Below are 13,736 nucleotides of genomic sequence, written 5' to 3'. Positions count from 1 at the left end.
GTGCCTCCGCCGGACGCGGTGACGGCGTGCCCCTGCCGGACTCGCTCACCCGGGGGTGAGACCCTCCCCGGGTGAGCGATCAGGCAGCTGGACACGACGAACCACATGGCGGCGCTCTGGCCTCCCGCCTCAACTGGCTGCGCGCGGCGGTGCTCGGGGCCAACGACGGCATCGTCTCCACGGCGGGAATCGTCGTCGGTGTCGCGGGCGCCACGGGCGATCGCAGCGCGCTGCTCACGGCTGGTCTCGCGGGGCTGCTCGCCGGGTCGATGTCGATGGCGGCGGGCGAGTACGTCTCCGTGTCCACCCAGCGCGACTCCGAGAAGGCGGCCCTCGCCCTGGAGAAGCGCGAGCTGCGGGAGCAGCCCGAGGCCGAACTGACCGAGCTGACGGATCTGCTCGCGGACCGGGGGCTGAGCCGCGAGGTGGCGAGGGAGGCGGCCGAGCAGCTCACCGAGCGGGACGCGCTGCGGGCGCACGCGCGCGTGGAGCTCGGTATCGACCCCGACGAACTCACCAACCCCTGGCATGCCGCCTGGGCCAGCTTCGTGGCCTTCACGGTGGGCGCGCTGCTTCCGCTCCTTGCGATCGTCCTGCCGCCCGCCGACTGGCGCCTGGCGGTCACCGTCGTCTCGGTCCTTGCCGCGCTCGCCCTCACGGGGTGGAGCAGCGCGCGGCTCGGCTCCGCGAAGGTGCGGCCCGCCGTGCTGCGCAACATGGGGGGAGGGGCGCTCGCGATGGCGGTGACGTACGGGGCGGGCGCGTTGCTCGGGGCGGTCGGTGTCTGAGTGACCGTGGGTGTCCGAGCGACCGGGTTTTACCGAGTAACCGCCTGTGTTTAAGCGCCCGCTTTTGGCGGGGACTGCCAACATCCACTTCTTTACCGCTGGTAATACTTGTCGGTAACTACGTCTAGCGGCGGCCGACAACGGGCCCTTACGGTGCACGCATGCCGCCGAACCTGCCCGATGTCGTGCTGTGGTCCATACCTGCCTTCGTGCTGCTCACCGTCGTGGAGATCGTGAGCGTGCGGATCCATCCCGACGAGGACGAGGCCGGGTACGAGACGAAGGACGCCGCCACCTCCATCACCATGGGGCTCGGCAGCCTCGTATTCGACCTCCTGTGGAAGATCCCCATCGTCGCGATCTACACGGCGGTGTACGCGCTGACGCCGCTGCACATCCCCGTCCTGTGGTGGACGATCCCGCTGATGCTGCTCGCGCAGGACTTCTTCTACTACTGGTCGCACCGCGGACACCACGTCATCCGCATCCTGTGGGCCTGCCACGTCGTGCACCACTCCAGCCGCAAGTTCAACCTCACGACGGCGCTGCGCCAGCCCTGGACGAGCCTGACCGTCTGGCCGTTCTACGTCCCGCTGATCGCCCTCGGCGTGCATCCTGCGGCGCTCGCGTTCTGCTCGTCGGCGAACCTCGTCTACCAGTTCTGGATCCACACCGAACGCATCGACAAGCTGCCGCGCCCCTTCGAGTTCGTCTTCAACACTCCCTCCCACCACCGCGTCCATCACGCGTCGCAGGGCGGCTACCTGGACCGCAACTTCGGCGGCATCCTGATCATCTGGGACCGTATGTTCGGCTCCTGGGTGGCGGAGACGGACCGCCCGGTCTACGGCCTGACGAAGAACATCGCCACGTACAACCCGCTGCGGGTGGCCACACACGAGTACGCGGCGATAGCAAAGGACCTCAGGCGGGCGACGAGCTGGCGCGAACGGGGCGGAAGGCTGTTCCGCGGTCCGGGCTGGCAACCACAGCCCCTCGAGGCCCCCAAGCCAACAACGGAGCCGGTGACGGAGACCGCGGCGTGAGCCCCGGTCCCGTTGTGGGCAGGCGTTCCGCAGGGCGGAACGGGTGGGCACAACCCTCGATGCCGGGCACCGAAGAAGCAGCGTCCACCAAGGCCAAGCTGCTCCTCGTGGCATTCAGCCTCGCCGCGCTGGGCGACCTGACCGCACTCCTGGCAGGCTCAGACGCGGCCCACACCCTCTTCAAGCCCCTGCTCATGCCGCTCCTGGCGGCCTACGTAGTAGCAGTCAAAGGCCCGCGCCTCCTGACCGCCGCGCTCCTCTTCGGCTGGGGAGGCGACACCCTCCTCCTGCTCGACGCCGACCCCGCGTTCCTCGCCGGAATGGGCTCCTTCGCGGCGGGCCACGTCTGCTACCTCACCCTGTTCAAGCGCCACGGCACAGCACCCGCGCGGGGAGGAGGGTGGCTGGTGGCCGCGTACGCCACCGCGCTGATCTGCACGGTCGTACTCCTCTGGCCGGACCTCCCCGCGGACATGCGCGGCCCGGTGGCGGGCTACAGCCTCCTGCTCACCGCGATGGCGTTCGGGGCCACGAGGCTGGGCCTCACCGCGGCGGCGGGCGGCGCGCTGTTCCTCCTGTCGGACACCCTCATCGCGACCGGCATCGCCGAGTGGCCGCAGGCACCCCGTCCCGACTTCTGGATCATGCTCACCTACATCGCCGCTCAATTCCTGCTGGCCTGCGGCGTACTGGCGGCGTGGTCCCGGCAGCCCGCACGCCTCACCAGCGAATCGGCAGCGGCAACGCCGTGAGCAGCGCCGACACCGCCACGACGGCCCCGAGGGCGATGACCTCCCAACGGGCGGGGGAGTAGGCGGAGGTCGGATCGGCTGCCCTGCTCAGCCGCAGTCGCGCGAGCAGCGCGAGGACGGCCACGGCCACCACGAGGAGCACCTTGGCCAGCAGCGTGCGCCCGTAGGCCGTGTCCGTCAGCTGATCCAGGACCGTGCCCGCAGGCATCCGCCGCAGGGTGCTGCACACCCCCGTCACGGTGATGGCGGCGAGCAGAACGGCCGCCACGCGCGCGTAGAGCCCCAGTACCGCCGCGCCCGCCTCCGGAGCGGAGGGCCGCCACAGGCGCAGCATGCGCAGCACCTGAAGCAGGCCGCCCGCCCACAGCACCCCGCAGGTCAGATGCACCAGCGTCAGACCGGTGCCGATGAGCGGGGTGTCCTCGGCCGGCGGGTGGGCCCGCAACGCCTCCGCCACGATCACCGCGGCCAGCGGAAGCGCGGCGGTGGACGGGCGCCGGGAGCGGGCGCACAGCAGCGCCGCGATGAAGGCGTTGACCTCCAGGAGCGCCAGCCTGCCGTCCCGCGAGGCGTAGAGGCCGCCGATGTCCATGTCGGAGAGCTGATGCGGCACCAGGTTGCCGGTGGCCACCACCGAGGCGAGGCCGAGCGCGGCGACGAGGCCCGCGCCCGCCGCGTACGCCGCCCAGCTCCGCGGCTCCCGCTCCAGCGGCGCCCCCGGCACCCGGCGGGCCAGGCGTATCGCGTACACCTCGCCCAACTGCACGCACAGCGCGGCGAACATGACCGTCCGCAGGAAAGTGATCCCGGCCGTACCGGGCGCCTCGGCCTCGCCGGTGCCGTTCAGGGCCGCGGAAGGGCCGAGCAGCGGGACGGCGGCGGCGACGGCCACCAGGATCAGCACGGCGACGGCGTTGCCCGTCGAGGGGCGGCGCAAGGCGCGGTGCGCGGCACGGGGCGTGGCGGCTGTCGCGTCGGCCGAGGCTTCGCCGCCGGGGTCGGCGGACGGTTGTATGGAGCTCACTACAAGATCTTCACCAGGCACCCCCTAAACGGGCAAGTCCTGGCAAACAACTGGCGTATTCCCATTCCACCCGCCAGGCCACTTACTGCGCCGTGGTCGCGTCCGCCTCGCCCCGCGTGGCCGCCGACCACCACAGCCTGACCGACTCCCGCGGATCGGACGGCCGCAGCTCCCACCCCTGGGCGGTCGCGGTCTCGACGACGTAATGGCCGCCCACACCGCGGTAGTTGCGCCACGTGATCTCGCAAGCGACAGGGGCCGGATTCTTCGGCTTACCGGGGGCGGACGCGCGAGCCGTCCACCGGCCCACGACCTTGTCGACCCGTGCGCGGTAGTACGCCGTGTCCCCTTCGTGGAGCAGCTCGGGCCAGGTCACGCACCAGCGCGGCATCCTCAGACGCTCCAGCATGCTGTCCGCCATGCCGTCCAGCTTCTTCTCGCCCGAGTCGCTGACCGACCCGACGATCTCCCCGAGGAGCAACGCCACGATGACCCCGGCTATCACCACCGCCGCGAGCGCGATCCAGAACGGCACGTAAAGGATCATGCCGACAAAACCGAGCACCACTTCCCACCGCGGCCGAAGGCGCCCCGCCACCCAGTGTTCCGTGTCGGCGCGGACGAACCCGGAGTCCTTGTACTCATACATGGAACGAGATCCTCTCGCGAAGGGCCGGGCGGTCCGCGACCGCCCGGCCCGACTCCTCACGCAGGAGGGTTACTTCCGCACGGCGTCAAGCGCGTCGATCATGCCCACGCCGTAGAAGCCGTTCCTGTTCTTGCCGCCCGCGCAGACCGCGTCGACCTTGCCGTCACCGTCGATGTCGTACGGATCGGTGCACTTCATGGCGTCGGCCTCGCCGTAGAGCAGCGCCTTCACCTTGGCCGAAGACGCGTGCGGGTGAGCCGACTTGATGAGCGCGGCGACACCCGCGGCGTGCGGGGACGCCATCGACGTACCCGCCTTGTAGCCGAACTTGCCGCCCGGGAGGGTCGACAGGATGCGGCCGTCCGTGGCCGGTGCGTCCGGCGTCTGGTACTTCGTCGAGTCGCCGCCCGGCGCCGCGATGTCGACGACGCCCTTGCCGTAGTTCGAGTACGAGGACTTGATGCCCTTCGCGCCCGTGGCCGAGACGGTCACGACTCCCGGAAGCTGCGACGGAAGGTCGAAGCAGTCCGCGGTCTTTATCGTCCGTTCCGTGGGCGTCGTGTCGTCCGGGCTCGAGTCGTCCACGATCTCGTCCTGCGCGAGGTCCGTCTCGGCGTTACCGGCCGCCGCGACGTTCACCGCGCCCTTGCGCTCCGCGTACCGGGTGGCCCGCCCGACGGCGTCGACCAGGGCCTTCTGGTCGGCGTCCGTCTTGCAGTTGAAGAGCCACGGGTCGGTGTAATAGCTGGAGTTGGTGACGTCGACGCCGTGCTCGGCCGCCCACATGAAGCCGCAGACGACGGCCTCCGTGTAGTACATGCCGGTCGCCGGCTCGGCCACCTTCAGGCTCGCCACCTTCACGCCCGGAGCGACACCGGTGACGCCGGTGCCGTTCTTCGCGGCGGCGATCGTGCCCGCCACGTGCATGCCGTGGTCGCTCTCGCCGGCCACCGGACGCCACGCGTCGCCCTTCTGCACGGGCACGCCGCCCAGGCAGCTCGCGGACGCCTTCGCGTCGAAGTTCGGCGCGATGTCCGGGTGCGTGTCGTCCACCCCGGAGTCCAGGACCCCGACGGTGACCTTCGAGCTGCCAAGCGACTCCTTGTGGGCCTTGTCCGCCTTGATGGCGGGCAGGTCCCACTGGAGCGGCTCCAGCTCGTCCTGGCCCGCCCCGGCCTGTCCTGCGGCCTTCTCTGCCTCGGCCGCGCTCAGCGGCCGGTCGGCCTCGAGCGCGTCGTCGGACTGCGCGGACAGCGGCGCCGTGCGGGTGGCCCCCGCCGACGCGACGCCCTTCGCCTTGCGGATCTCCTTGGCGAACCCCGCGTTCGACGAGTGGACGACGATCACGCCGATCCTGTCGTACGCGATGACGACCTTGCCGCCCGCCTTGGCGATGGCCTTCTTCACGTACGCCGACGTCTTGGCGGACGGCGAACCGCCGTGCCCGGCGCGGACGTTGACGACGTAGCTCATCGACGTGCCGTCCGTGAGGGACGCGCCGAGTGCCGACACGACGGACGGCACGGGGCCGCCCGGCCGTGACGCGGCATCGGGCTGAGCCGACGCCGTGCCCGGCAGGAAGGCGACGGCCGAGGCCACCGCCATGCCGAGCGGGAGTGCGAGCACGCGCCGGGAGCGCGTGAAAGGTGCGGTCATGGTGCGCGTGCCCCTCACTTCTTCACGGCGTCGAGCGCGTCGACGATCCCGCTGCCGTAGAAGCCGTTCTTGTTCTTGCCGCCCTCGCAGACGGCGTCGACCTTGCCGTCACCGTCCGGGTCGTACGGAGTCGTCGGGCAGCCCGGGTTGTCGGCCTGCTTCTTGAGAAGCCGCTGGATCTCGGCGGGGCTCGCCTTGGGGTGCGTCGACTTCAGGAGCGCCGCCACGCCCGCGGCGTGCGGGGACGCCATCGAGGTGCCCTGCAGCCAGCCGTACTGGTTGCCCGGCATCGTGGAGAGGATGCGGCCGTTCTTCGACGGGGTGTCGGCCGGGATCTGGCGGGCGTCGCCGCCCGGCGCCGCGACGTCGATGACGCCCTGGCCGTACGTCGAGTAGTACGACTTGAGGTTCTGCACGCCCGTCGCGCTGACCGTGACCACGCCCGGCAGCTGCGTCGGGATGTCGAAGCACTCGGACGGGTCGATGGTGCGGGGCACCGGCGTCGAGTCGTCCGGGCTGGAGTCGTCCAGGATCTCGTCGGCGGCGAGGTCGTGGTTGGAGTTGCCCGCGGACGCGAGGTTCAGGGTGCCCTTCTTCTGGGCGTACAGCTGGGCCCGGTTGACCGCGTCGACGATGGCCCGCTGGTCGGGGTCGTCCATGCAGTTGTAGAGCCACGGGTCCACGTAGTAGCTGTTGTTCGTGACCTCGATGCCCTTGTCGGCCGCGAACACGAAGGCGCAGACGACGCTCTCCGGGTAGAACAGCTCGCTGACCGGGTCGGCCACCTTGATGCCCGCGACCTTCACGCCGGGCGCGACACCCGCGACGCCCACGTCGTTGCGGGCGGCGGCTATCTCGCCGGCCACGTGCGTGCCGTGGTAGTGGTCCGGCTTCTCCGGGCGCCAGGCGCCGGGCGAGGTGTCCGCCTTGCCGCCGACACAGCTCGCCGACTGCGAGGCCGAGAAGTTGGGCGCGAGGTCGGCGTGGGTGTCGTCGACTCCGGTATCGATGACGCCGACGGTGACCTTCTTGCTGCCCGGGTTTATCTTCGCCGCCTTGTCGGCGCCTATCGCGCGCAGATCCCACTGGTCGGCCTCGAGCGGCTCGGCGGCCGCACCCGCCTTCGCCTTCAGTGCCTTGGCCTCGGACTTCGACAGGAGGGTCGGTGCGCCCTCCTCCGTGGTGCCCGCGGCCGTCAGGGGCGAGGTGCGGGTCGCGCCCGCGGACTGGACCCCCTTGACCTTGCGCAGCTGCTTGCCGAAGTCGGGGTTGGCCGAGTGCGCGACGATGACGCCGATCTTCGGGTACGCGACGACGACGGTGCCGTCCGCCCTGGCGATCGCCTTCTTGACGTACGCGATGGTCTTGGAGTCTGTGCGGGTGTTGACGACGTACGCCAGCTTGGGGGCCTCGGCCTTCGCCGACGCGGTGGCGGGAGCGTCGGGGGCCGCGGTCGCGACGCCCGGAGCGAAGCCGACCGACGCCGCGAGCGCGATACCGAGGGGCACGCTGAGCGCGATGCGACGTCTGGAACGCAGATGAGCCATGGGATCTCCACATCATCCGGATACGTGAACTGCCCGAACACATCTCGTGATCGGGCAGGTACATGACGGGTCGTGCAGGGTGAAGTTATCCCCCGAACTCCCAGGCCAGCAATGGATTCCGGAAGAAATCGGTCCGTAGCACCGCGCCGGGCGTGCCGCCGAGACGTTGAACAGGTAACGGAACCAACATCGACCCCTGTCGGATCACGTCCCGTGGCCTTAGCATCGCCATCCGTGGCTTACGTGATCCGCATCACTGCCGGATCAGAGAGAGTCAATGGATCAGCTGTCCGTCCCCACCGCACCCGCACCACGAGGAGACTCCGTGGCCCCCGAAGCATCCCCACCGTCCAAGGACGGAGAAGCCCCCGTTCCGTACGCGCCGACCACGGCAGAATTCCTCGAGGAGCAAGCGAGCCCCGAGTTCGGTGAACTCCGCAAGGCGCACCGCTCCTTCGCCTTCCCGCTGACCGTCGCCTTCATCGTCTGGTACCTCGCGTACGTCCTGCTGTCGAACTACGCGGGCGACTTCATGGGCACCAAGCTGTTCGGCAACATCAACGTCGCCCTGGTCCTGGGCCTCGCGCAGTTCCTGACCACGTTCCTCATCGCCTGGTTCTACTCGCGCCACGCCGCAGCCAAGCTCGACCCCAAGGCCGAGGCGATCAAGTCCCGTATGGAGGCCGGCGCATGAGCCCCGCGCTGAACACCACTGTCCTGGCGGCGGCGTCCGACGCCTCCGAGCACCGGACGCTGATCATCAGCCTCTTCGCGGCCTTCGTCGTCGCGACCCTCTGCATCACCGTCTGGGCGGGGCGCCAGACCAAGAGCGCCGCCGACTTCTACGCGGGCGGCCGCCAGTTCACCGGCTTCCAGAACGGCCTGGCGATCTCCGGCGACTACATGTCCGCCGCGTCCTTCCTCGGCATCGCGGGCGCCATCGCGCTCTTCGGGTACGACGGCTTCCTGTACTCCATCGGGTTCCTGGTCGCCTGGCTGGTGGCGCTCCTCCTGGTCGCCGAGCCGCTGCGCAACTCCGGCCGCTACACGATGGGCGACGTGCTGGCCTATCGCATGCGCCAGCGTCCGGTGCGCACCGCCGCGGGCACCTCCACGATCGTCGTCTCGATCTTCTACCTGCTCGCGCAGATGGCGGGCGCCGGCGTCCTGGTCTCGCTGCTGCTCGGCATCACCAGCGACGCGGGCAAGATCCTCATCGTCGCCCTCGTCGGCGTCCTGATGATCGTCTACGTCACCATCGGCGGCATGAAGGGCACCACGTGGGTGCAGATGGTCAAGGCCGTGCTGCTCATCGCGGGCACCGTCCTGATCACCTTCCTGATCCTGCTGAAGTTCAACTTCAACGTCTCCGACCTGCTCGGCACCGCAGCCTCCAACAGCGGCAAGGGCTCGGCCTTCCTGGAGCCCGGCCTCAAGTACGGCGCGAGCGGCACCTCGAAGCTGGACTTCCTCTCCCTCGGCATCGCCCTGGTGCTCGGCACCGCGGGACTGCCGCACATCCTGATCCGCTTCTACACGGTGCCGACCGCCAAGGCCGCGCGTAAGTCCGTGAACTGGGCGATCGGCATCATCGGCGCCTTCTACCTGATGACGATCGTCCTCGGCTTCGGCGCCGCCGCCCTGCTCAAGCCCGGCGACATCATCGCCTCGAACAAGGCGGGCAACACCGCGGCGCCCCTCGCCGCCCTGGAGATCGGCGGCGGTGGCGACTCCACCGGCGGCGCGATCCTGCTCGCCGTGATCTCCGCGGTCGCCTTCGCCACGATCCTCGCGGTCGTCGCGGGGCTCACCCTGGCCTCGTCGTCCTCGTTCGCGCACGACATCTACGCCAACGTCATCCGCAAGGGCAAGGCCACCGAGAAGGAGGAGATGAAGGCCGCCCGCTGGTCGACCGTCTTCATCGGCATCGTCTCCATCGCCCTCGGTGCCCTGGCCCGTGATCTCAACGTGGCGGGCCTGGTCGCACTCGCCTTCGCCGTCGCGGCCTCGGCGAACCTGCCGACGATCCTCTACAGCCTCTTCTGGAAGCGGTTCACCACGCAGGGAGCGCTCTGGTCGATCTACGGCGGACTCGTGGCCGCGGTCGGCCTCGTGCTGTTCTCGCCGGTCGTCTCGGGCAAGCCCACCTCGATGTTCCCCGACGCGAACTTCGACTTCTTCCCGCTGGAGAACCCGGGCCTCATCTCCATCCCGCTGGGCTTCCTGCTCGGCTGGATCGGCACGATGCTCTCGAAGGAGGAGGCCGACAAGGGCAAGTACGCGGAACTGGAGGTTCGGTCCCTCACCGGTACCGGAGCCCACTGAGGTCTCTTCGTCCCTCTGAAACGCGCAGGTCAGCGGCCGCGTCGTAGATCATTGGTAGATCTCTACGACGCGGCCGTGCCGCTCCTCGTGGGATCGGGCCCCCGACGCTGTCGGTCCCGTCACGTAGGCTCGTGGTATCTGAACCGAACCGGCTGCACAGGATCAGGGAGGGGGCCCACGTGCTCATCGACACCTACGGCCGAGTGGCCACCGATCTGCGGGTTTCGCTGACGGACAAATGCAACCTGCGCTGCACGTACTGCATGCCCGAAGAAGGCCTGCAGTGGCTGTCCAAGTCGGAGCTCCTCAGTGACGACGAAATCGTCCGCCTCGTGCGCATCGCCGTGACGCAGCTCGGCATCACCGAGGTCCGCTTCACCGGCGGCGAGCCCCTGCTGCGCCCCGGCCTCGTCGGCATCGTCGAGCGCTGCGCCCAGCTGGAGCCGCGCCCCAAGATGTCCCTGACGACGAACGGCATCGGCCTCAAGCGCACCGCGAAGGCCCTCAAGGCCGCGGGCCTGGACCGGGTGAACGTCTCCCTGGACACGCTGCGCCCCGACGTCTTCAAGACCCTCACCCGCCGCGACCGCCACAAGGACGTCCTGGAGGGCCTCGAAGCCGCCCGTGACGCCGGCCTGACCCCGGTCAAGGTGAATACGGTCCTGATGCCCGGCCTGAACGACGACGAGGCCCCCGACCTGCTCGCCTGGGCCGTCGAGAACGACTACGAACTGCGATTCATCGAGCAGATGCCGCTGGACGCCCAGCACGGCTGGAAGCGCGACGGAATGATCACCGCCGGTGACATCCTGCAGTCGCTGCGTACGCGCTTCGAGCTCACCGAAGAGGGCTCCGGCGAGCGCGGCTCCGCACCGGCCGAGCGCTGGCTCGTGGACGGCGGACCGCATCGCGTCGGCGTCATCGCCTCCGTGACCCGCCCCTTCTGCTCGGCCTGCGATCGCACCCGGCTCACGGCCGACGGCCAGGTCCGCACCTGCCTGTTCGCCACCGAGGAGACGGACCTGCGCGGGGCCCTGCGGGCCAACGGCGAAGACAGCCAGGACGGCTCGGACGAGGCGATCGCACGCATATGGAAGCTCGCGATGTGGGGCAAGAAGGCGGGCTCGGGCCTCGACGACCCGACGTTCCTGCAGCCCGACCGCCCGATGTCGGCGATCGGCGGCTAGAAGCCGGGGCCTGACAGGGGGCCAGGAGTGAGTCGGGGACCGGCTAGGAGTCGGAGGACTCGCTCCGGGCTTCCCACTCCGCCAGCGGCACGACGTCCTTCAACATGCTGCGCACGCCCAGGAATTGGGAGAGGTGCTCGCGGTGTTCCTCACATGCGAGCCACGTCTTGCGGCGCTCCGGAGTGTGGATCTTCGGGTTGTTCCACGCGAGCACCCACACGGCGGCGGCGCGGCAGCCCTTGGCGGAACAGATCGGTGTTTCGTCGCTCACAGGTAACGTCCAAATGCGTTCAAAACAAGGCGACGCCGAGCAGCCACGGGGGGAGCTGCCCGGCGTCGGTCTGTCGCTCCGACGGGGGATGCGGAGCGCGTACGAAGTATGTCATGGGGGACCCGGTACCCGGCACCGGAACTACATGATTGATCTGAGCTTTTCTTGAGCTTGGCGCAACGTCGACGGTCAGTTCTGATGGCCGTACGGAGTGTTGGGACCGCCCGGTGCGGGGCCGCTGCCGCCTTCCGGGACGGGTTCCGCGGACTCGTCGCGCGCCGGCGGCGGCGGAAGAATTGGCCGGGATGGTGCCGGTACGAAGGTCGACGGCAACGAGGGGACGCTCTCCCGGCCCGCGTTGGCGATCACGACGGAGATGTACGGCAGGAGGATGCCGAGCACCAGAGCGACGAGGGCGACATGCCGCTCGACGTTCCACAGCACCGCCGCGGCGATGACCGAAAGAGTACGGATCGACATCGAGATCACGTACCGGCGTTGCCTGCCGCGCACATCGTCCGCGAGACCCTGCCGGGCCCCTGTGATCCGGAAAACCTGGGCGCCGCTCTGCTTCCGCATCACATTCCACCGCCTGCTCACAAGAAGCCGGACGCTCCCCGGCCCGGACCTGCTCCACGTTACGCCGGGGCTGCGCAGCCTTCGAGACCGGGGCAGGTCCCTTCTCGGTGTCCTGCCTGCGCCGGGCCACGTATGGGGGCGCCCGACATGCGCCGTATGGAGGATCGGTCGACACTGACCGTAATGCTCATGTTGAGCCGGATGAGGAGGCAGCTATGAGCTGGTTGTGGGCCATCGTCGTCGGATTCGTGCTGGGCTTGATCGCCAAGGCGATCCTGCCCGGAAAGCAGCACAGTCCGCTCTGGCTGACCACGATCTTCGGCATCATCGGCGCGATCATCGGCAACTCGCTTGCCTCTGGGTTCGGCATCGCTGACACCAAGGGCATCGACTGGGGTCGGCACGCCCTGCAACTCGTGGCGGCTCTCGTCGTCGTGGGCGTCGGAGACATGCTGTACAAGATGATCCGAGGCAACAAACAGCAGCGGGCCTGACCTGCGGCTACGCGGCATGCGAAGGGGGCCGGTCCGTACGGACCGGCCCCCTTCGCGCGTGGCTTGTCAGCCCGCGGTGACCTCGACCGCCCCCAGGTTCTTCTTGCCCCGGCGCAGCACAAGCCAGCGCCCGTGCAGGAGCTCGTCGCGGGACGGCACGGCGTCCTCGGAGGCGACCTTCGCGTTGTTCACGTAGGCACCGCCCTCCTTGACCGTGCGCCGGGCCGCGGACTTGCTCGCCACCAGGCCGACCTCCGCGAGGAGGTCCACCACCGGACCGAGCTCGCCGACCTGCACCCGCGGCAGCTCGGAGAGGGCCGCGCTCAGCGTCGCCTCGTCGAGGTCGCCGAGCTCGCCCTGGCCGAACAGCGCCTTGGACGCGGCGATGACCGCGGCGCACTGGTCGGCGCCGTGCACCAGCGTCGTCAGCTCCTCGGCGAGCGCGCGCTGGGCCGCACGGGCCTGCGGACGCTCATCGGTGAGCTTCTCGAGCTCTTCGAGCTCCTCGCGGGACTTGAAGCTGAGGATGCGCGAGTACGTCGAGACGTCGCGGTCGTCCACGTTCAGCCAGAACTGGTAGAACGCGTACGGCGTGGTCATCTCCGGGTCGAGCCAGACGGCGCCGCTCTCGGACTTGCCGAACTTGGTGCCGTCGGCCTTGACCATCAGCGGCGTGCCGACGGCGTGCACCGTGGCGTCCGGCTCCAGGCGGTGGATCAGGTCGATGCCCGCCGTGAGGTTGCCCCACTGGTCGCTGCCGCCGGTCTGCAGCGTGCAGCCGTAGCGCCGGTAGAGCTCCAGGAAGTCCATGCCCTGGAGGAGCTGGTAGCTGAACTCCGTGTACGAGATGCCTTCCCGGGACTCCAGGCGGCGGGCCACGGAGTCCTTGGTCAGCATCTTGTTCACACGGAAGTGCTTGCCGATGTCCCGCAGGAACTCGATCGCGGACATCCCCGCGGTCCAGTCCAGGTTGTTGACCATCAGCGCGGCGTTCTCGCCCTCGAAGGACAGGAACGGCTCGATCTGCGAGCGCAGCCGGGCCACCCAGTTCGCGACCGTCTCCGGGTCGTTCAGGGTGCGCTCGGCGGTCGGCCGCGGGTCACCGATCTGGCCCGTGGCGCCGCCCACGAGAGCGAGCGGACGGTGACCGGCGTGCTGGAGGCGGCGGACCGTGAGGACCTGCACCAGGTGCCCGACGTGCAGGCTTGCCGCGGTGGGGTCGAAGCCGCAATAGAACGTGACGGGACCGTCCGCGAGCGCCTTGCGCAGTGCATCTTCGTCAGTGGACAGGGAGAAAAGACCCCGCCACTTCAGCTCGTCGACGATGTCCGTCACGGTCTTGTGTCTCCTCGGAAGTTCTTGAAAGGTCTCTGGCCGGTGCGGCCGGATACCGGCCGCCCCCGCCAGTGGGATGAGAA

Annotated in this window: 14 protein-coding genes; 7 read left to right on the top strand and 7 right to left on the bottom strand. The window is 69.4% G+C overall.

The window, feature by feature from the left end; translation table 11 throughout:
* Positions 1-71: 71 nt before the first annotated feature.
* The 3 genes from ACWFR3_RS35360 to ACWFR3_RS35350 all read left to right on the top strand — a co-directional run bounded on the left by ACWFR3_RS35360 (position 72) and on the right by ACWFR3_RS35350 (position 2,586).
* On the top strand, positions 72-788 hold the full coding sequence (locus ACWFR3_RS35360) for a VIT1/CCC1 transporter family protein (protein WP_453738790.1): 717 nt from the start codon (positions 72-74) through the stop codon (positions 786-788).
* Positions 789-949: 161 nt separating this feature from the next.
* Positions 950-1,834 (top strand): sterol desaturase family protein, encoded by an 885-nt coding sequence (locus ACWFR3_RS35355; RefSeq protein WP_453738789.1) that lies wholly within the window; start codon positions 950-952, stop codon positions 1,832-1,834.
* Between the two features lie 59 nt (positions 1,835-1,893).
* Positions 1,894-2,586: a lysoplasmalogenase gene (locus tag ACWFR3_RS35350; protein ID WP_453738788.1), complete on the top strand. Its 693-nt coding sequence runs from the start codon at positions 1,894-1,896 to the stop codon at positions 2,584-2,586.
* On the opposite strand, the gene ACWFR3_RS35345 is transcribed toward ACWFR3_RS35350, so the two are convergent.
* The 4 genes from ACWFR3_RS35345 to ACWFR3_RS35330 all read right to left on the bottom strand — a co-directional run bounded on the left by ACWFR3_RS35345 (position 2,555) and on the right by ACWFR3_RS35330 (position 7,462).
* Entirely contained in the window at positions 2,555-3,523 is a 969-nt protein-coding gene (locus ACWFR3_RS35345; protein ID WP_453738823.1) for a CopD family protein, read from the bottom strand. The genes ACWFR3_RS35350 and ACWFR3_RS35345 overlap by 32 nt on opposite strands.
* 169 nt (positions 3,524-3,692) lie before the next feature.
* The gene (locus ACWFR3_RS35340; RefSeq protein WP_453738787.1) at positions 3,693-4,259 is read right to left on the bottom strand and encodes a hypothetical protein; all 567 of its coding nucleotides are present in this window, start codon (positions 4,257-4,259) and stop codon (positions 3,693-3,695) included.
* Between the two features lie 69 nt (positions 4,260-4,328).
* A complete protein-coding gene (locus ACWFR3_RS35335) occupies positions 4,329-5,915 on the bottom strand; it encodes a S8 family peptidase (protein WP_453738786.1) in 1,587 nt (528 codons plus the stop codon).
* A gap of 14 nt (positions 5,916-5,929) precedes the next feature.
* Complete coding sequence (locus tag ACWFR3_RS35330) at positions 5,930-7,462, bottom strand: S8 family peptidase (protein WP_453738785.1); 1,533 nt, start codon at positions 7,460-7,462, stop codon at positions 5,930-5,932.
* A 325-nt stretch (positions 7,463-7,787) separates the two neighbouring features.
* On the opposite strand from ACWFR3_RS35330, the gene ACWFR3_RS35325 reads away from it, so the two are divergent.
* The 3 genes from ACWFR3_RS35325 (at position 7,788) to moaA (ending at position 10,974) form a co-directional block, all read left to right on the top strand.
* Complete coding sequence (locus tag ACWFR3_RS35325) at positions 7,788-8,156, top strand: DUF485 domain-containing protein (RefSeq protein ID WP_453738784.1); 369 nt, start codon at positions 7,788-7,790, stop codon at positions 8,154-8,156.
* On the top strand, positions 8,153-9,787 hold the full coding sequence (locus tag ACWFR3_RS35320; protein ID WP_453738783.1) for a solute symporter family protein: 1,635 nt from the start codon (positions 8,153-8,155) through the stop codon (positions 9,785-9,787). Before ACWFR3_RS35325 ends, ACWFR3_RS35320 begins: the two co-directional genes overlap by 4 nt.
* A 179-nt stretch (positions 9,788-9,966) precedes the next feature.
* Entirely contained in the window at positions 9,967-10,974 is a 1,008-nt protein-coding gene (moaA, locus tag ACWFR3_RS35315; protein WP_453738782.1) for a GTP 3',8-cyclase MoaA, read from the top strand.
* Positions 10,975-11,017: 43 nt separating this feature from the next.
* Here the strand turns inward: moaA and ACWFR3_RS35310 are convergent, their stop codons facing one another.
* Positions 11,018-11,245, bottom strand: a complete 228-nt coding sequence (locus ACWFR3_RS35310) for a hypothetical protein (RefSeq protein ID WP_365853339.1) — start codon at positions 11,243-11,245, stop codon at positions 11,018-11,020.
* Between the two features lie 189 nt (positions 11,246-11,434).
* Complete coding sequence (locus tag ACWFR3_RS35305) at positions 11,435-11,824, bottom strand: DUF3099 domain-containing protein (RefSeq protein ID WP_453738781.1); 390 nt, start codon at positions 11,822-11,824, stop codon at positions 11,435-11,437.
* Positions 11,825-12,039: 215 nt separating this feature from the next.
* On the opposite strand from ACWFR3_RS35305, the gene ACWFR3_RS35300 reads away from it, so the two are divergent.
* Positions 12,040-12,318 carry a GlsB/YeaQ/YmgE family stress response membrane protein gene (locus ACWFR3_RS35300; RefSeq protein WP_383280725.1) on the top strand — a complete coding sequence of 93 codons (279 nt, stop codon included), beginning with the start codon at positions 12,040-12,042 and terminating at the stop codon, positions 12,316-12,318.
* Positions 12,319-12,384: 66 nt separating this feature from the next.
* Here ACWFR3_RS35300 and tyrS read toward each other — a convergent pair whose 3' ends face one another.
* Positions 12,385-13,653, bottom strand: coding sequence for a tyrosine--tRNA ligase (tyrS, locus tag ACWFR3_RS35295; protein WP_453738780.1), 1,269 nt, complete (start codon positions 13,651-13,653; stop codon positions 12,385-12,387).
* Between the last annotated feature and the right edge of the window lie 83 nt (positions 13,654-13,736).

The sequence above is a fragment of the Streptomyces sp. NPDC055189 genome (genome assembly GCF_053606765.1).
This window is presented reverse-complemented; position numbering and strand designations above follow the sequence as displayed.

What these genes read in the sequence shown, in the direction of transcription:
- ACWFR3_RS35300 (WP_383280725.1), top strand. Translation starts at nt 12,040, where the DNA reads ATGAGCTGGTTGTGGGCCATCGTCGTCGGATTCGTGCTGGGCTTGATC.
- ACWFR3_RS35350 (WP_453738788.1), top strand. Translation starts at nt 1,894, where the DNA reads ATGCCGGGCACCGAAGAAGCAGCGTCCACCAAGGCCAAGCTGCTCCTC.
- ACWFR3_RS35305 (WP_453738781.1), bottom strand. Translation starts at nt 11,824, where the DNA reads ATGCGGAAGCAGAGCGGCGCCCAGGTTTTCCGGATCACAGGGGCCCGG.
- ACWFR3_RS35330 (WP_453738785.1), bottom strand. Translation starts at nt 7,462, where the DNA reads ATGGCTCATCTGCGTTCCAGACGTCGCATCGCGCTCAGCGTGCCCCTC.
- ACWFR3_RS35320 (WP_453738783.1), top strand. Translation starts at nt 8,153, where the DNA reads ATGAGCCCCGCGCTGAACACCACTGTCCTGGCGGCGGCGTCCGACGCC.
- ACWFR3_RS35355 (WP_453738789.1), top strand. Translation starts at nt 950, where the DNA reads ATGCCGCCGAACCTGCCCGATGTCGTGCTGTGGTCCATACCTGCCTTC.
- ACWFR3_RS35340 (WP_453738787.1), bottom strand. Translation starts at nt 4,259, where the DNA reads ATGTATGAGTACAAGGACTCCGGGTTCGTCCGCGCCGACACGGAACAC.
- ACWFR3_RS35335 (WP_453738786.1), bottom strand. Translation starts at nt 5,915, where the DNA reads ATGACCGCACCTTTCACGCGCTCCCGGCGCGTGCTCGCACTCCCGCTC.